This is a genomic window from Streptomyces sp. NBRC 109706, assembly GCF_000974485.1.
Taxonomy (GTDB): Bacteria; Actinomycetota; Actinomycetes; order Streptomycetales; family Streptomycetaceae; genus Streptomyces.
This window is the reverse complement of record NZ_BBOM01000008.1, coordinates 295,378-312,246: the sequence shown is the minus strand read 5'-3', so window position 1 is coordinate 312,246 and position 16,869 is coordinate 295,378. Positions and strand designations below refer to the sequence as shown.

Below are 16,869 nucleotides of genomic sequence, written 5' to 3'. Positions count from 1 at the left end.
CCGCTCCCGTTTCCGGGGGCCGACGCCGGCCCCGCTGACCTGGGCGCTCGTCCGACAGGCGATACCCCATTGCCGTCGCATATCGTCCCATGCGACCGTTCCTTTATCGCTCAATCACACATTCTTTGACCTTGCCCACCAGAGCCCGTCAGAGCCACCCAACGACCCCCAGAGTTCAACGCCAGTCGTCACCGTCGCGCCCAGGGCATCCGCACGCCGCCGGCACCGCAGACCAGAAAGACAGCCAACTCCCATGCCACAAGCGGCAGTCGACCCCCGAGTCCGGCGCTGGCGCGCCGCGCTGTTCGCCCTCTTCCTGACCCCCGGTTTCGCGCTGGCCTCCTGGGTGACCCGGACCCCCGCCATCAGGGACGCCGTGGACACCTCCACGGCCGGGATGGGGTTGATCCTCTTCGGCCTCTCCATCGGCTCGATGCTGGGCGTCCTCTCGTCCGGCGCCCTGGTGGCCAGGAACGGCGGCCGCTGGGTGGCGACGCTGGGCGGTTCGTCGATCGCGCTCGGCCTCACCGTGCTGGCCGTCGGCGTCGGAATGGGCACCGGCCCGGTGGTCTTCCTCGGCCTCGCCTTCTTCGGCTGCGGCACCGGCCTCCAGGAGATAGCCGTCAACGTCGAGGGCGCCGCCGTCGAACGGGTCATGGAACGGCCGGTGATGCCGGCCCTGCACGGCTGCTTCAGCGGCGGAACGGTCCTGGGTGCCGCCGTCGGCATCGGCCTGACCGCGATCGACTTCCCGGTGATGTGGCATCTGCTGCTGGTCATGCTGCTGGTGGCCGCCGGCGTGCTGTGGGCCAGGGAACGGATGCCCGTCGACACCGGCCGGGACGAGCCCGGCTCCGACGGCTCGCGGGCCGGCGGCCTCCGGACCCGGATGGCCGTCTGGCGCGAGCACCGGGTGATCCTGCTGGGCCTGATCGTGCTGGGTATGGCGCTGGCCGAGGGCTCGGCCAACGACTGGCTGCCGCTGATCATGGTCGACGGCTACGACCTAGACGAGGTCGCGGGCTCCGTGGTGTTCACCGTCTTCGCCGCGTCGATGACGGTGGGCCGGTTCAGCGGCCAGTTCTTCCTCACCCGCTTCGGGCGGGTCCCGGTGATGCGGGTGAGCGCCGGATTCGCCGTGGCCGGCATCCTCGGCGTGGTCTTCGCGCCGGCCCCCGCGCTGGCCGCGATCGCCGTGCTCTTCTGGGGACTCGGCGCCTCCCTGGGCTTCCCGGTGGCGATCTCGGCGGCCGGCGACGATCCGGCGGGCGCGGCGGCCCGCGTCAGCGCCGTGGCCACCACGGGCTACTTCGCGTTCCTGGTGGGACCGCCCGCGTTGGGCTTCCTCGGCGAGGAGTTCGGGCTGCGCAACGCGATGATCGCGGTGCTGCTGATGGTCCTGGTCGCCGGATCCGTCGCCCACGCGGTCCGCCCCACCTCCCGCGCCCGCTCCACCCCCGTCACCGAACACCGCGGGCCCCGCGCGGGCGGCGACGACGGCTCGGGCGGCCACACGGACGCGACCGACGGCAGCCCACGCGCCTCGGACGACCAGTAACGCGTCGGGCAACTGCCGCCACCCCCTTGCCGGTTCGGGCGAGCGCCGGCTTCGCGCCATCGGTATTCGTCCGCCCGGGCCGCGCCGCACGTTCGGTGCCGCTCCGCAGGATCCTCGCCGTCTGTCGGTGGCCGTCTCTTGCCCGGTGGGCGTTCGGGTGCCTAGGATCCCCGTCAGGTTTGCCAGTCGAATCGATTCGACGCGTTCGACAGACGGTCCCGAGGGAGGGCACGTGGTGGTCACCATCAAGGACGTGGCGCGGCACGCGGGTGTCGCGCCCAGCACGGTGTCCTATGTGCTCAGCGGCTCGCGCAAGATCTCGGACGAGACCGCCGACGCGGTCCGCGCCGCGATCGCCGAGCTGGGGTACCACCCCCGCGCCTCGGCGCGGACGCTGCGGCGGTCCCGCAGCGAGGTGCTGGTGCTGGCGGTGCCGAGGGAGCCGGGCAAGTACCGGGCGGTGGACGGACGGTTCGCCGTGGACATCAGCGATGTGGCCCGTGGCCATGGCTACGACGTGCTGATGATGACCGACCCGGACGGCGTCCAGGGGTTGCAGCGGATCGCCCGCAGCGGGCTCGCCGACGGCGCCGTGCTGATGGCGGTGCGCGAGGAGGACCCCCGGATCGGGACGCTGCGGGAGCTCGGGTTCCCGACCGCGATGGTCGGCCATGGCTCCGAGCGGGACGAGGACCAGCCGCCCTGGGTGGATCTGGACTGGCGGGCGGCGGTCGCGCTCGCGGTGCGCGAGGCGGTGTCCGCCGGGCATCGGCGCATCCTCTTCTGGGCGTCCGCCGATCACGAGTTCCAGGCCAGGCGCGGCTACGCCCTGCGCGGCCGGGCCGGGGCCGAGGTCGCCGCGCGGGCGACCGGGGCCGAGGTGCTGGTGCGCCGCTCGTCCAACGATCCCGGGGTGCTGCGCGCCCGGTTGCGGGAGGCGCTGACCTCGGTGCCCCGGCCCACCGCGCTGCTGGTCCAGCATCTGATTCCGCTGTCGACGCTCCTGGACGAGGTCGCGGCGCTGGGGCTGCGGGTCCCGGACGATCTGGCGGTGGTGCTGGTCGGCAGCCTGCCGGACGAGCCGGGGCCGCTGTCGGCTCCGCTGCCGCGCATCGATCTGCCGGTCGGGCAGATGGCGGACGCCGTGGTGCGGCTGGTGGTCGCGGCGATCGACCCGCCGTCGGGCGAGCCGTCGCCCCGGCACCAGCTGATCGCGCCGCGGATGGCCGAGGGGCCGGCCCTCGCCCCGCCGGGCGCGGCGCCCGACTGAGCGGGGCCGAGAACGCGACACGAGCCGCACGCACCGTGAACGAAAGCGCGGGACATCATGCAACGTAGAACCGGGCGCACCCCGTCGTCCGTCGCCGTTCTGGCCGTGGCCACCGCCACGCTGGCGGCGGGCCTCGGCGGGTGCGCGGCCGAACCCGACCCCGGCACGGTGACGGTGCTCAACTCGGCCACCGACACCGCCGAACACGAGGCGAACCAGGAGTTTTTCGAACGCTGCGCCGAGCCGTTGGGCCTGGAGATCGAGCAGATCAGTGTGCCCGCCGACCAGGTCGCCTCCAAGGCGCTGCGGATGGCCTCGTCGGACTCGCTGACCGACATCCTGGAGTTGGACGGTTCGGAGCTGCCGCAGTTCGCCGAGACCGGCGGGCTGCGCCCGATCGAGGAGGTCGGGGTCGGCGCCGAGCGGTTCTCGGAGAGTTCGATCGAGCTTGGTTCCTACGACGGGACGCGCTACGGGGTGGCCCGTTCGGTGAACTCCCTGGCGTTGATCTACAACACCGGGTTGTTGGCCGAGGCGGGGCTCGAACCGCCCACCACCTGGGACGAGTTGCGGGAGACCGCGGCGGCGCTGACGGTGGGCGACACCTATGGCATGGCCTTCAGCGCCAGCCCCAACGCGGACGGCGTCTACCAGTTCCTGCCGTTCTTCTGGTCGGCGGGCGGCGACGAGGCGCGGTTGGACGAGGGGGCCGGGGCCTCGGCGCTCCAGCTGTGGAAGGACCTGGTGGACGCGGGGTCGAGTTCGCGTTCGGTCGTCAACTGGAACCAGCAGGACGTCAACGACCAGTTCCTGTCGGGCCGGGCCGCCATGATGATCAACGGCCCCTGGCAGGTGCCCGTGCTCAGCGCGCAGGACGAGGTGGACTGGGCGGTGGCGAGCATTCCGGTGCCCGAGGCGGGCCTGGATCCGGTGCCGCCGATCGGCGGCACGGTGATGACGGTGCCCAGGAACGACGATCCGGAGCGGGAGCGGAACGCCGGCCGGATTCTGGAGTGCCTCAACTCCGAGGAGAACCAGCTGGCCTGGGGTGAGCGGGTGAACAACGTGCCGACCGACATACATGCGGCGGCGACCTACCGGGAGCAGAATCCGGAGCTGGCGCCGTTCGCCGATCTGGTGGAGACCGCCCGGTCGCGCACGGCGCGGGTCGGGACGCGTTGGCCGGTGATCGGCGACGCGCTGTCCGGCGCGTTCCAGTCGGTGCTGACCGGACGCGCCTCCCCCGAGGAGGCCCTGCGGCAGGCCCAGCGGCAGGCGGGGGGCGACGAGTGAGCGCGGTGACGAGCCGGCGGGCGCGCCGGGGCGCGGCGCGGCGCCGGCTGTACCAGTGGCTGTTCGTGCTGCCGGCGTTGCTCTATCTGCTGGCGTTCTTCGGCTATCCGCTGGTGCGGAACGTGCTGATGAGCTTCCAGGAGTTCACGCCGACGACGTACTTCACCGGCGAGTCCCCGTTCAACGGGCTGGAGAACTGGCGGGCGGTCTTCGACAACCCGCTGCTGGGGGACGCGTTCTGGCAGACGATCCTGTTCACGGTCGGGTCGTTGGTGGGGCAGTTCACCATCGGTCTCGCGCTCGCGGTGTTCTTCTCCCGGCGCTTCCGGCTCTCCGGGGTGATCCGGGCGGTGCTGCTGCTGCCGTGGCTGGTGCCCATGGTGGTGTCGGCGGTGGTCTGGCGGCGGATCATGGACGAGGACCACGGGGTGCTCAACAGCTTCCTTGAGCTGGTGGGCCTCTCGTCGGACGGGGTGCCCTGGCTCTCCTCCCCCAGCGTGGCGCTGCTGTCGGCGATCCTGGTCAACATCTGGATCGGCATACCGTTCAACATGGTGATCCTCTACGGCGGTCTGCAGGAGATCCCGCGCGAGCTGTACGAGGCGGCGTCGCTGGACGGGGCCGGGCCCTGGCGGACGTTCCGCAGCGTGACGCTGCCGATGCTGCGTCCGGTGGTGACGGTGGTGCTGGTGCTGGGCTTCATGTCCACCGTCAAGATCCTGGATCTGATCCTGGCGCTGACCGGCGGCGGCCCGGCCGACTCCACCCAGACCCTGGGCACCCTCACCTACCAACTGTCGTTCATGCAGCTCGACTTCGGCCAGGGCGCCGTGGTGGGCAATGTCCTGATCCTGATCAGTGCCGTCTTCGCCCTGCTCTATCTGCGGGTCAACCGCTCGGACGTCGGACGAGGAAGGTGAGGCGGCGATGAGACAGTCGCAGCGGGAGACGACCGCGGCGGGCGCCCGGCGGTGGGGGAACACCGCGCTGGCGCTGCTGATCCTGGCCGTGATGCTGTTCCCGGTGTACTGGATGGTCAGCACGGCGCTGCAGCCCCATTCGAGCATCGCCTCGGTGGATCTGATCCCGACCTCGCCGAGTTTCGACAACTTCCGGGCGGCGTTGGACACCCAGGGCGGTTCGCTGGTCACCAGTCTGGTGGTGGCGCTGGGCGCGGTGGTGGTCTGTCTGGCGCTGGCCGCGCCGGCGGCCTACGGGCTGGCGCAGTTCGGGCTGCGCGGCGGCCGGGGCATCGTCTTCGGCACCCTGATCACCCAGATGGTGCCGGGGATCGTGGTGGCCAACGCGCTCTACAGCGCCTATGCGGAGCTGGGGCTGGTCAACTCCTATCTGGGGCTGATCCTGGCGGACGCCTCGTTGGGGCTGCCGTTCGCGATCGTGCTGCTGCGGGCGTTCATGGTGTCCATCCCGAGCGAGGTGGTGGAGGCGGCCATGGTGGACGGCGCCAACCGGTTCACCGCCTTTGTCCGTATCGTGTTGCCGATGAGCAGGAACGCGCTGATCACCTCGGGTCTTTTCGCGTTCCTCTTCGCCTGGGCCGACTTCATCTTCGCGTTGACGCTGAACACCACGGACGACGTCAAGCCGGTGACGCTGGGGATCTACCAGTTCATCGGGGCGCATGTGAGCGACTGGGGCGCCGTGATGGCCACCGCCGTGTTGTCGGCGATCCCCGCGGCGATACTGCTGGTCGTCGCGCAGAAGTACATCGCCGCCGGGATCGCCGGTGGCTCCATCAAGTGACGGCCGCGCGACGACCGGCCATACGCACACCGCACGACAAGGGTCTGGAACACCGATGACGAGTGCAGAGACGACAGCCTTTCCCGAGTTCCCCGAGTCTCCTGAGTTTCCCGAGTTTCCCCGTGGCTTCGCCTTCGGCGCCGCGACCGCGAGCTACCAGGTCGAGGGCGCCCATGACGTGGGCGGTCGCGGCCCCTCCATCTGGGACACCTACTGCCGCCAGCCGGGCAAGGTGGCCGGTGGCGCGACCGGCGACGTGGCCTGCGACCACTACCACCGCTACCGGGAGGACGTGGCGCTGCTGCGCGAACTCGGCGTGGACGACTACCGGTTCTCGATCGCCTGGCCGAGGATCCAGCCGACCGGCACCGGGCCGGCCAACGCCGAGGGGCTGGCCTTCTACGACCGGCTGGTGGACGAGCTGCTGGCGGCCGGGGTGCGCCCGGCGGCCACGCTCTACCACTGGGACCTGCCGCAGGCCCTGGAGGATCTGGGCGGCTGGCGGGTGCGGGACACCGCCGAGCGGTTCGGGGAGTACACCGCGCTGGTGGCCGAGCGGTTCGGCGACCGGATCGGCCGCTGGATCACGTTGAACGAGCCGTTCTGCGCGTCGTTCGTCGGCTATGCCATCGGCCGGCACGCGCCCGGCGCGCAGGAGGGGCGGGGCGCGCTGGCGGCGGCCCACCATCTGCTGGTCGGCCACGGTCTCTCGGTGCGGGCGCTGCGGGCGGCGGGGAAGAGCGAGGTGGGCATCACGCTCAACCCGGACCGGCTGCTGCCGGCCAGCGACACGGCGGAGGATCTGGCGGCGGTGCGGCGCGCGGACACCCTGCACAACGCGGTGTGGTTCGACCCGCTGTTCGCCGGCCGCTATCCGGAGCACGAGGCGGAGACCTGGGGCGAGTTGGCGGACGGCTCCTACCGTGCGGACGGGGATCTGGAGCTGATCGGCGCGCCGCTGGACTTCGTCGGCGTCAACTACTACCGGCCGATCACCATCACCGCGGCGCCGCACCGGGAGCCGGATCCCGCCCGGCGCACCGCCGTGGACATCGGCGCGGTGGAGACCTGGCGGGACGATGTGCGGCACACCACGATGGGCTGGCCGGTGGTGCCGGAGGCGTTCACCGAGCTGCTGGTCGAGCTGGTCGCGCGCTACCCGGGGCTGCCGCCGCTGTACATCACCGAGAACGGCTCGGCCGAGGCGGACACGGTGGCCGAGGACGGCCAGGTGCACGACGCGGACCGGGTGGCCTATCTGCGGGACCATCTCACCGCCCTGGCGGAGGCCGTGCGGGCGGGCGTGGACGTGCGGGGCTACTACGTCTGGTCGTTGCTCGACAACTTCGAGTGGGCCTTCGGCTACGACAAGCGCTTCGGCATCGTCCGCGTGGACTACGACACCTTGGAGCGGCTGCCCAAGGACAGCTACCGCTGGTACCAGGGCATGATCCGCGACCACCGGCGGGCCCACGCCGACGGGGCCGGTCATCAGGAAGCCGGAGACGGCCAACAGGAAGAGGAGACCCGAACACCGTGAAGTTCACCGACGGTTACTGGCTGATCAGGGACGGCGTGCGGGCCACGTTCGCCACCCGGGTCGCCGAAGCGCGGATCGAGGACGACCGGCTGACCCTGTACGGCTCGGTGCGCCCGGGGGCGGGCGCCCCGAGCCGGGGCGACACCCTCAACAGCCCGCTGCTGACGGTGGAGTGCTTCTCGCCTGCCGAGGGCGTGATAGGGGTGCGCGCCACCCACCACGCCGGAGCGGTCGACCGGGGGCCGCACTTCGCGTTGGGCGCGGCCGAGGGCCACAGCGCCAAGACGCGCGCCGCCGGCGGCATCGTGGAACTCAGCAGCGGGCCGCTGGCGTTGCGGGTGGACACCGAGGAGCCCTGGCGGCTGGACTTCACGGCCGAGGGCCGCACCCTCACCTCGGCGGGGAAGCGCGGCACCGGCTATGTCACGGACGCGGAGCACCATCACTCGGTCGCCCAGCTCTCCCTGGGGGTGGGCGAGTTGGTCTACGGCCTCGGCGAGCGATTCACTCCGTTCACCAAGAACGGCCAGACCGTGGACATCTGGCAGGCGGACGGCGGCACGGCGAGCGAACAGGCGTACAAGAACGTCCCGTTCTATCTCACCAACCGTGGCTATGGCGTCTTTGTCAACCATCCGGGCCTGGTCTCCTACGAGATCGCCTCGGAGGCCGTCGGGCAGGTGCAGTTCAGCGTCGAGGACCAGGCGCTGGAGTACTACGTGATCTACGGGCCCTCGCCCAAGGAGATCCTGGACCGGTACACCGCGTTGACCGGCCGCCCCGCGCTGCCGCCGGCGTGGTCGTTCGGCCTGTGGCTGTCCACGTCGTTCACCACCGACTACGACGAGGGCACCGTCAACCGCTTCGTGGACGGCATGGCGGAGCGGGACATCCCGTTGAGCGTCTTCCACTTCGACTGCTTCTGGATGCGGCAGTACCAGTGGTGCGACTTCGTCTGGGACCCGGACGTCTTCCCGGACCCGGAGGGGATGCTGCGCCGACTGCGGGAGCGCGGGCTGCGGATCTCGGTGTGGCTCAACCCGTATATCGCGCAGAAGTCGCCGCTGTTCGACGAGGGCCGTCGGCTCGGCTATCTGGTGCGCCGGGCCAACGGGGACATCTGGCAGTGGGACATGTGGCAGGCCGGCATGGCGCTGGTGGACTTCACCAACCCGGACGCCGGGGAGTGGTACGCCGGGAAGCTGCGCGCGCTGCTGGACCAGGGCGTGGACTGCTTCAAGACGGACTTCGGGGAGCGGGTGCCCACCGATGTGGTGTGGCACGACGGCTCGGATCCGGAGCGGATGCACAACTACTACACCCAGCTCTACAACGACACGGTCTTCCGGGTGCTGAAGGAGAAGCGCGGCGAGGGCGAGGCGGTGCTGTTCGCCCGCTCCGCCACGACCGGCGGACAGCAGTTCCCGGTGCACTGGGGCGGCGACTGCGAGTCGACGTTCGAGGCGATGGCCGAATCGCTGCGCGGCGGGCTCTCGCTGGGGCTGAGCGGCTTCGGCTTCTGGAGCCATGACATCGGCGGCTTCGAGGGCACCCCGACACCCGCGGTCTTCAAGCGCTGGGTGCAGTTCGGGCTGCTGTCCTCGCACAGCAGGCTGCACGGCAGCGGCTCCTACCGGGTGCCGTGGAACTACGACGACGAGGCCGTCGAGGTCACCAGGGACTTCACCCGGCTCAAGCACCGGCTGATGCCGTACCTCTACCGGGCCGGCGAGCAGGCCAGGGAGCAGGGCACGCCGGTGATGCGCGCGATGGTGCTGGAGTTCCCCGACGATCCGGCCTGCCATCCGCTGGACCGCCAGTACATGCTGGGCGACGATCTGCTGGTCGCGCCGGTGTTCAACGAGGACGGGCTGGCCGAGTACTACGTGCCCGAGGGGCGTTGGACGCATCTGCTGACCGGCGCCGAGGTCACGGGGCCCGGCTGGCGCCGGGAACGGTTCGGCTTCGACAGCCTGCCGCTGCTGGCCAGGCCCGGCTCGGTGATCCCGTTCGCCGCCGAGAGCGACCGGGTGGACGGCGACTGGGCGGACGGGGTGACTCTGCGGGTGCACGCCCCCGTCGACGGCGCCGAGGTGGTCACCCGGGTGCCGGCCCCCGACGGGGGCGCGGGGGCTACCTTCCGCACCCGCCGCAGGGGCACCGAGCTGACGGTGACGGCGGACGGGGCCGTGGGGCCCTGGTCGGTGGTGCTGGCCGGGCCCGAGGGGTACGCGGAGCCGGTGCGGGCCGCCGCCGGCACCGGGACGCTGACCCTGTCGGTGACCGACTGACGCCGGCTGACCTGGCTGACCGCCGACTGACCGCCGGCTTCCCGTGCGGGCCGGGCCTTTCCGGGGCCCGGCCCGCACGGTGCTATCCGGCCCGGTCCGCGTCGATGCGGTCCAGCAGCGGCGGGGTCCAGTGTCGGCCGTAGGCAGCACGCAGCTCGGGGAGCCGCCAGTCCTCGCCGGTGGCCCGCCCCCGGCAACTCGGGCTCCCACAGCGGCAGTCCATGGTCCACTCCGGCACCCCGGTGAGGGTGGCGTAGTCCAGCGTCAGCTCCTCGTCGGCCGCGATGTCCCGGCGGGCCACCACGGTGCAGGCGTCCCGATGCCAGAGGGTGGGCGCGCAGGAGTGGTTGCCGAACCGCACGGGGTGGTCGTCGGGGAGCAGCAGATGCTGGTCGGGGCCGACGGAGAGGCTGTTGTGGTGCGTCAGGGTGGCCAGTTCGGCGGTGTCGATCAGCCGGCCGCCCAGCCGCAGCACCACCGCCCCGGCCGGGATCGGCGCGCGGGCGAAGAGCCCGCTGCCCTCGATCGGCGAGGGCCGCACCTCGGCGGCCGGGCTGAGCCAGCAGCTGGTGGGGACGTCCTCGGTTCGCATGGGTGCGCTCCGTTCTCTCGGGTGGTCGCGGGCGGTCGCGGGTGGTCGCGGGTGGTATTCGGGGGACGGTCACGGTGGCCGTTCGGTCCGGCTTGGGGGGTTTCAGGCGCCCGGCGCCGGGAACCCGCCAGTGCCGAGGTGATAAGAGATGGCGGAACCAGCCAGGACGACCTTGGAGACCGAGCCCACCCAGCCGACCGGGGGCGGCCGCCCCGGCCGGGAGCGGACGCTCCCGCCGGAGGAACACACGCCGCAACGCGCCATCGGGTCCGTCCCGGAACGCGCCGTGTTCGGTGATCAGCTCCCGGAGACGGACTGACGGGCGAGGAGGCGAGGCGGGATGACCACCCAGACCGAACGCACGGCGCGGGCGCTGCTCGACCGCTGTGGGCAGACCTATGCGGCGCAGGCCGGCATCCGGCTTCGCGACACCCCGGCGCCGCTCTATCAGACGCTGGTGCTGGCCCATCTGCTGTCGGCCCGGATCAGGGCCGATGTGGCGGTGGCCGCCGCGCGGGCGCTCTTCGACGCGGGGATGCGCACCCCGCGCGCGATGGCCGACGCCAGCTGGCAGCAGCGGGTCGACGCGCTGGGGGTGGGCCACTACCGCCGCTACGACGAGCGGACCGCGACCCAACTCGGCGACGGCGCACGGCTGTTGCTGGACCGCTACGGCGGTGACCTGCGGCGGCTGCGGGACGAGGCGCCCCGGCGGCTGCGGGAGTTCCCCGGCATCGGCCCGACGGGCGTGGACATCTTCCTGCGGGAGGCGCAGGCCGTCTGGCCGGAGTACGCCCCCTATATCGACGGCCGGGCCAAGGAGGGTGCGGGCCGCGTGGGCCTGCCCCGCTCCGCCAAGGGCCTGTCCGGCCTGGTGCGGCGCGGCGAGGTGCCCCGGCTGACGGCCGGGCTGGTCCGGGTCTCCCTGGACAGGGGCCTCGCCCGGGACGTGAAAGAGCTGGCCCACGCCTGACCATCGCACGACCGGTCCTGGAGGCGGATCATGACGGACGCCGAGGCTTTCGAGATGGACGCGCTGTGGTCGGACTTCCACAGCGCGGTGAACATGACGTCGCAGGAGTTGGCCGCCTGGCTGCGGGTGAGCAGCGCGGGCGAGGACGCCGAGCGGCTCCCCGAACGGGCGGGCCCGGAACGGGGCCGCGGGGTGCTGTCCATCCTGCGGAAGCGGCAGATGGACCTCACCGACGCGGATATCGACCTGATGCGCGAGGTGGTGGAGACCGTCAGCAGCGAACGGGAGGCCGGGCCCCGGGAGACCCGCCCCGAGCCGGACTGGCGCTATCAGCTGATGTCCCTGGGCCACGACCCGCTGCGGGCCGGCTGACCCACCCCCGGGACGGCCGGGCGGGCGGCCTGGTCAACCGTCGGCCGGCCTGGCCTCCCCCAGCGGCCGCGCGCCACGCCGGCGGCGGGGTTGCGGCACCGGCCGGGCGAGTGGCCGCCACCAGGGCGCGCTCGGCAGCTCGCCCGACGGCTCGAAGGACTCCCCCGGGCGGGGTGCCGCCAGCGGCACCCCGCTCTCCTCCGCCGCGGCGACCGTGCGCTCCGCCGGCTCCTCCCAGGCGTGCGGGCCGAGGTTGAACGTGCCCCAGTGGATGGGCAGCAGCACCCCGGGGTCCTGGCCGGCCGCGAGATCGAGATGGGCGCGCACGCCCTCCTCGGGGGTCATATGGATATCCGGCCAGAACCGCTCGCTGTAGGCGCCTATCTGCATCATGGTGGCGTCGAACGGGCCGTGCTCCCGGCCGGTGCCGGCGAAGCCGGGGAAGTAGCCGGTGTCGCCGCTGTGGAAGATCCGGTGCTCGGGGCCGGCGACCACCCAGGACGCCCAGAGCGTCTGGAAGCGTCCGAACAGGCCCCGGCCGCAGAAGTGTTGACCGGGCTCGGCGGTCAGCGTCAGCGAGCCGACCCGGGTCGACTCGTGCCAGTCCAGCTCGACGATCCGGGCGGCCGGCACCCCCCAGTGCTCCAGATGGGCGCCGACGCCGAGGGGGACGGCGAAGACCGCGTCGCCCGCCGTCAGCGCCCGCACAGTGGGCAGATCCAGATGGTCGTAGTGGTCGTGGGAGATGATCACCGCGTCCACCGGGCCTATCCGGTCGAGCGCGACCGGCGAGGGATGCAACCGGCGCGGTCCCGCGAAGGAGAACGGCGAGCAGCGCTCCCCGAAGACCGGATCGAAGAGCACCCGATGGCCGTCGATCTCGGCCAGCACGCTGGCATGGCCCAGCCAGGTCAGCCGGAGCCCCGAGGCGGGCGGGGCGGTGGAGTCAAGCCACTCGGGGCGGGCCAGCGGCGGTTGCTGGGCGGGGCGGCGGCGCGACCGGTCGGCGGAGCGGGCCATGGCCCACACCAGCTGCGGTATCTGCCGGGGGCCGGCCATGGCCACCGGGCGGTCGTTGTGGAAGGCGCCGTCCCGGTACTGCGGGGAGCGTTGGATACGGGCCAGCCGCTCGCCCGCCGGCGGGGCGCCGAAGGCGGCCGGGCGCAGCCGGGTGAGCGGCGAGGAGACGGAACGGGACGCTGGCTCTGGCACGGGAACCTCCGGAACACGTGTACGGAGCAACCCTAGTTGATGCCTCTGACATTCCCGGGGGCCGTCCTGGCGCCACGGCGGGCCCCTGGGGACCGGCTGGCGGACCGTACTTGGTTTCTCGCCGCCCTGGTCAGATAGTAGGGGGCATGGGTTTCTCCACCGTGGTCGTGATGGGTGTATCGGGTGTGGGCAAGACCACCGTGGCGCGGCCGTTGGCCGGCCGTCTCGGGGTGCCCTTCGCCGAGGCGGACGACTTCCACTCCGAGGCGAACGTCGCCAAGATGTCGTCCGGTGTCCCCCTGACCGACGACGACCGTCTCCCGTGGCTGCGCTCCATAGGCGTCTGGCTGGGCGAGCGGGCGCGCACCGGGGAGCGGGGCGTGGTGACCTGCTCGGCGCTCAAGCGGAAGTACCGCGATCTGCTGCGCGCGGCCGACCCGGACGTCTTCTTCCTGCATCTGTCCGGCTCGACGGAGCTGGTCGGCGAGCGCATCGAGCGCCGCACCGACCACTTCATGCCGCCCTCGTTGCTGCGCACCCAGCTGGCCGCTCTTGAGCCGCTGGCCGACGACGAGCGCGGCCTGGTCCTCGATGTGGCACCGGGCCCCGAGCGCTTGGTGACGATGGCCGTGGAGGCGCTGACCACCGCCGACGGCTGACCGGGCCGGAGAACGTTGACGCCCGCGTGGCGCGGCCCCGGGTGCAGCGGGGCGCGCCACGCGGGCGGACGGGCGCCTCGTGTCAGTCGCCGGTGCTGAAGGCGGCGTCGAACGAGGCGGTGGGCGGGGGATAGTCGTAGGCGCGCAGCCGGGCCAGCGCCTCGGGCGCACCGGCCAGCCGGTCCATGCCGGCGTCCTCCCACTCCACGGAGATCGGGCCCTGGTAGTCGATGGCCCGCAGCATCCGGAAGACGTCCTCCCACTTGACGTCGCCGTGCCCGGCCGAGACGAAGTCCCAGCCGCGCCTCGGGTCGCCCCACGGCAGATGCGAGCCCAGGCGTCCGTTGCGGCCGTCGAGCCGCCGACGGGCCTCCTTGCAGTCCACGTGGTAGATCCGGTCGCGGAAGTCGTAGAGGAAGCCGACCGGGTCGAGGTCCTGCCAGACGAAGTGGCTGGGGTCGAAGTTCAGCCCGAACGCCGGTCGGTTGTCGACCGCGTCCAGGGCCTGCTTGGTCGTCCAGTAGTCGTAGGCGATCTCGCTCGGGTGCACCTCGTGCGCGAACCGGACACCCTCGGCGTCGAAGACGTCCAGGATGGGGTTCCACCGGTTGGCGAAGTCCTCGTAGCCACGCTCGATCATGCCGGGCGGGACCGGCGGGAACATGGCGACCAGATGCCAGATGGAGGAGCCGGTGAAACCGATCACGGTGTCCACGCCGAAGGCGGCGGCGGCCCTGGCGGTGTCGGCCATCTCCTTGGCCGCCCTGGTGCGGACGCCCTCGGGCTCGCCGTCGCCCCAGATGCGCGACGGCAGGATGCCCTGGTGGCGCTCGTCGATGGGGTGGTCGCAGACGCCCTGCCCCACCATGTGGTTGGAGATCGCCCAGCACTCCAGGCCGTACTTCTTCAGCAGGGCCCGCCGGCCGGCCACATAGTCGGGCTCCTTGAGGGCCCGGTCCACCTCGAAGTGGTCGCCCCAACAGGCCAGTTCGAGACCGTCGTAGCCGAAGTCACGGGCCAGTCGGCAGACCTCCTCCAGCGGCAGGTCAGCCCACTGGCCGGTGAACAGGGTGAACTTGCGGGACATGGGGTGAGTTTCCTTCCGTTGCGCTGACTCACTCGACAATCTGCACGGGAGTGTGGACGGCGTTCTTCTCCGCACTCTCCTCGATCGCCGAGAGAACCCGCTGCACCTGGAGACCGTCGGCGAACGACGGCTCCGGGTCGGTTCCTTCCGCGATGGCGAACACCAGGTCCCTGGCCTGGTGGGCGAAGGTGTGCTCGTAGCCGAGGCCGTGTCCGGCGGGCCACCAGCCCTCCAGATAGGGGTGGTCCGGCTCGGTGACCAGGATGCGACGGAAGCCGCCCTCGGTCGCCGGCTGGGTGTTGTCGTAGAACTCCAGCTCGTTGAGCCGTTCCAGGTCGAAGGCCAACGAGCCGTCCGACCCGTTGAGTTCGATCCTGAGCGCGTTCTTGCGGCCGGTGGCGAACCGGCTGACCTCGAAGGAAGCCAGCGCCCCCGAGGCCAGCCGGCCGGTGAAGAGGGCCGCGTCGTCCACGGTGACCTGGCCGAGGCGGCCGCTGCCGTCGGGCAGCTCGCGCTCCTTGACGAAGGTCTCCGTGGCGGCCGAGATCCCGGTGATCAGCTCGCCGGAGAGATGCTGGGCGAGATCGACGATATGGGCGCCGAGGTCGCCCAGCGCGCCGGAGCCGGCCGTCTCCTTGCGGAGCCGCCAGACCAGCTTCAGCTCCGGATCGGCCCCCCAGTCCTGCAGGTAGACCGCGCGCACATGGCGCAGGGTGCCGATCCGGCCGTCGGCGATCATCTTGCGGGCCTGCGCCAACGCCGGCACCCGCCGGTAGTTGAAGCCGACCATCGCCAACTGGCCGCGTTCCCTGGCCGCCTTGGCGGCGGCGACCATGGCCTCGGCCTCCGCCACGGTGTTGGCCAGGGGCTTCTCGCAGAGCACGTGCTTGCCGGCTTCCAGCGCGGCGATGGCGATCTCCGCGTGGCTGTCGCCCGGCGAGCAGATGTCGACCAGCTGGATGTCGTCCCTGGCGATCAGCGCACGCCAGTCGGTTTCGGCCGACGCCCAACCGAGGCGGTCGGCAGCGGCGTTGACGGCCGCCTGGTCACGGCCGCACACGGCGGCCATGACCGGCGAGAGAGGCAGGTCGAAGGCCCGCCCGACGGTGCGCCAACCCTGCGAGTGCGCGGCGCCCATGAAGGCATAGCCGACCATGCCCACGCCGAGGGTAGGTGCGGAGGTGGAGTACGGCATGTAGATCCCTGTCAGTTGAATCCGGTCGGCAGATACTGCTCGACGTTGTCCTTGGTGACCACTGCGGAGTAGAGGGTGATCGAGGAGGGGATCTCGAACTCGGCGAGTCCGCTGACACCCTTCGCCTGCCCGACCGCGCGCGCCAGGTCGATGGCGGAGGCGGCCATGGTCGGCGGGTAGAGCACGGTGGCCTTGATGACTCCGTTGTCGGCCTTGATCTGCTCCATCGCGTGCAGGGAGCCGGCACCGCCCACCATGAAGAACTCGTCCCGGCCCGCCTGGTCGATGGCGCGCTCGGCACCCACGCCCTGGTCGTCGTCATGGTTCCATATCGCGTGGAACTCGGGCTGGGCCTGGAGCAGGCCCGCCATGACGCTCTGCCCGGACTCGACGGTGAAGTCGGCGGCCTGGCGGGCCACCTTCTCGATGTTGGAGTAGTTGGCCAGCGCGTCGTCGAAGCCCTGGGTGCGCTGCACGGTGAGTTCGAGGTTGTCGGGCCCGGACAGCTCGACGACCTTGGCGTTCGGGACGTCCTTGAGCCGCTCGCCGATGTAGTGGCCGGCGTTGAGACCCATGCCGTAGTTGTCGCCGCCGACCCAACACCGGTACGCCTGCGGCGTGTCGAAGACGCGGTCGAGGTTGATCACCGGGATGCCGGCGTTCATCGCCGAGAGCGCGGCCTGGGTGAGCGAACGCCCGTCGGCCGGCAGCACCACCAGCACGTCGACCCCGCTGTTGATCAGCGACTCGATCTGGCCGATCTGCTGCGCGGTGTCGTTGGAGCCCTCGGTGATCTCCAGGGTGACGTCCTCGTACTCGTCGGCGCGCCGACGGGCCTCCTCGTTGATGGCGTTGAGCCACCCGTGGTCGGCCTGCGGGCCGGCGAAGCCGATGGTGACGGCGGGGCCCGGCTCGTCGGTGTTGGCCGCCTGGTTGGCGGTGCCCGAGTCGTTGTCGTCGTCATTGCTCTCGTTGCTGGTGCACCCGGCGAGGAACACCCCGGCGCCGGCGGCGGCGCCACCGAAGAGAAGACCTCTCCGGCCCATTCCGTTCATCTTCATCA

Annotated in this window: 16 protein-coding genes; 11 read left to right on the top strand and 5 right to left on the bottom strand. The window is 71.6% G+C overall.

Annotated elements, in window-relative coordinates; translation table 11 throughout:
* Nucleotides 1-253 precede the first annotated feature (253 nt).
* The 7 genes from AOM46_RS18540 to yicI all read left to right on the top strand — a co-directional run bounded on the left by AOM46_RS18540 (nt 254) and on the right by yicI (nt 9,716).
* Complete coding sequence (locus AOM46_RS18540) at nt 254-1,558, top strand: MFS transporter (RefSeq protein WP_067226350.1); 1,305 nt, start codon at nt 254-256, stop codon at nt 1,556-1,558.
* Between the two features lie 232 nt (nt 1,559-1,790).
* Nucleotides 1,791-2,828, top strand: a complete 1,038-nt coding sequence (locus tag AOM46_RS18535; RefSeq protein ID WP_234313845.1) for a LacI family DNA-binding transcriptional regulator — start codon at nt 1,791-1,793, stop codon at nt 2,826-2,828.
* A gap of 57 nt (nt 2,829-2,885) precedes the next feature.
* Nucleotides 2,886-4,121: a sugar ABC transporter substrate-binding protein gene (locus AOM46_RS18530; RefSeq protein ID WP_062213333.1), complete on the top strand. Its 1,236-nt coding sequence runs from the start codon at nt 2,886-2,888 to the stop codon at nt 4,119-4,121.
* On the top strand, nt 4,118-5,041 hold the full coding sequence (locus AOM46_RS18525) for a carbohydrate ABC transporter permease (RefSeq protein ID WP_062213330.1): 924 nt from the start codon (nt 4,118-4,120) through the stop codon (nt 5,039-5,041). Before AOM46_RS18530 ends, AOM46_RS18525 begins: the two co-directional genes overlap by 4 nt.
* A 7-nt stretch (nt 5,042-5,048) precedes the next feature.
* Nucleotides 5,049-5,885 carry a carbohydrate ABC transporter permease gene (locus AOM46_RS18520; protein ID WP_062213328.1) on the top strand — a complete coding sequence of 279 codons (837 nt, stop codon included), beginning with the start codon at nt 5,049-5,051 and terminating at the stop codon, nt 5,883-5,885.
* Between the two features lie 55 nt (nt 5,886-5,940).
* The gene (locus AOM46_RS18515) at nt 5,941-7,425 is read left to right on the top strand and encodes a GH1 family beta-glucosidase (protein ID WP_078856946.1); all 1,485 of its coding nucleotides are present in this window, start codon (nt 5,941-5,943) and stop codon (nt 7,423-7,425) included.
* A complete protein-coding gene (gene yicI, locus AOM46_RS18510; RefSeq protein WP_062213326.1) occupies nt 7,422-9,716 on the top strand; it encodes an alpha-xylosidase in 2,295 nt (764 codons plus the stop codon). The genes AOM46_RS18515 and yicI overlap by 4 nt, the downstream gene beginning before the upstream one ends.
* Nucleotides 9,717-9,798: 82 nt before the next feature.
* Here the strand turns inward: yicI and AOM46_RS18505 are convergent, their stop codons facing one another.
* Nucleotides 9,799-10,308, bottom strand: a complete 510-nt coding sequence (locus AOM46_RS18505) for an SET domain-containing protein (protein ID WP_062213323.1) — start codon at nt 10,306-10,308, stop codon at nt 9,799-9,801.
* A gap of 148 nt (nt 10,309-10,456) precedes the next feature.
* Here AOM46_RS18505 and AOM46_RS34070 point away from each other — a divergent pair, with 148 nt between their 5' ends.
* Genes AOM46_RS34070 through AOM46_RS18495 form a run of 3 tightly spaced genes read left to right on the top strand, consistent with a single transcriptional unit; the run spans nt 10,457 to nt 11,653 of the window.
* Nucleotides 10,457-10,627, top strand: a complete 171-nt coding sequence (locus AOM46_RS34070) for a hypothetical protein (RefSeq protein WP_158920479.1) — start codon at nt 10,457-10,459, stop codon at nt 10,625-10,627.
* A gap of 21 nt (nt 10,628-10,648) precedes the next feature.
* Nucleotides 10,649-11,281 (top strand): hypothetical protein, encoded by a 633-nt coding sequence (locus AOM46_RS18500; RefSeq protein ID WP_062213322.1) that lies wholly within the window; start codon nt 10,649-10,651, stop codon nt 11,279-11,281.
* A gap of 30 nt (nt 11,282-11,311) precedes the next feature.
* Entirely contained in the window at nt 11,312-11,653 is a 342-nt protein-coding gene (locus AOM46_RS18495; RefSeq protein WP_062213319.1) for a DUF3140 domain-containing protein, read from the top strand.
* A gap of 33 nt (nt 11,654-11,686) precedes the next feature.
* Here AOM46_RS18495 and AOM46_RS18490 read toward each other — a convergent pair whose 3' ends face one another.
* Nucleotides 11,687-12,865, bottom strand: a complete 1,179-nt coding sequence (locus AOM46_RS18490) for an MBL fold metallo-hydrolase (protein ID WP_062213316.1) — start codon at nt 12,863-12,865, stop codon at nt 11,687-11,689.
* A 146-nt stretch (nt 12,866-13,011) separates the two neighbouring features.
* Here AOM46_RS18490 and AOM46_RS18485 point away from each other — a divergent pair, with 146 nt between their 5' ends.
* Nucleotides 13,012-13,524: a gluconokinase gene (locus tag AOM46_RS18485; RefSeq protein ID WP_062213313.1), complete on the top strand. Its 513-nt coding sequence runs from the start codon at nt 13,012-13,014 to the stop codon at nt 13,522-13,524.
* An 82-nt stretch (nt 13,525-13,606) separates the two neighbouring features.
* On the opposite strand, the gene AOM46_RS18480 is transcribed toward AOM46_RS18485, so the two are convergent.
* Genes AOM46_RS18480 through AOM46_RS18470 form a run of 3 tightly spaced genes read right to left on the bottom strand, consistent with a single transcriptional unit; the run spans nt 13,607 to nt 16,867 of the window.
* Nucleotides 13,607-14,611, bottom strand: coding sequence for a sugar phosphate isomerase/epimerase (locus AOM46_RS18480; RefSeq protein WP_062213310.1), 1,005 nt, complete (start codon nt 14,609-14,611; stop codon nt 13,607-13,609).
* A 28-nt stretch (nt 14,612-14,639) separates the two neighbouring features.
* Nucleotides 14,640-15,806, bottom strand: coding sequence for a Gfo/Idh/MocA family protein (locus AOM46_RS18475; protein WP_062213308.1), 1,167 nt, complete (start codon nt 15,804-15,806; stop codon nt 14,640-14,642).
* Between the two features lie 11 nt (nt 15,807-15,817).
* On the bottom strand, nt 15,818-16,867 hold the full coding sequence (locus tag AOM46_RS18470) for a substrate-binding domain-containing protein (RefSeq protein ID WP_062213306.1): 1,050 nt from the start codon (nt 16,865-16,867) through the stop codon (nt 15,818-15,820).
* Nucleotides 16,868-16,869: the final 2 nt, after the last annotated feature.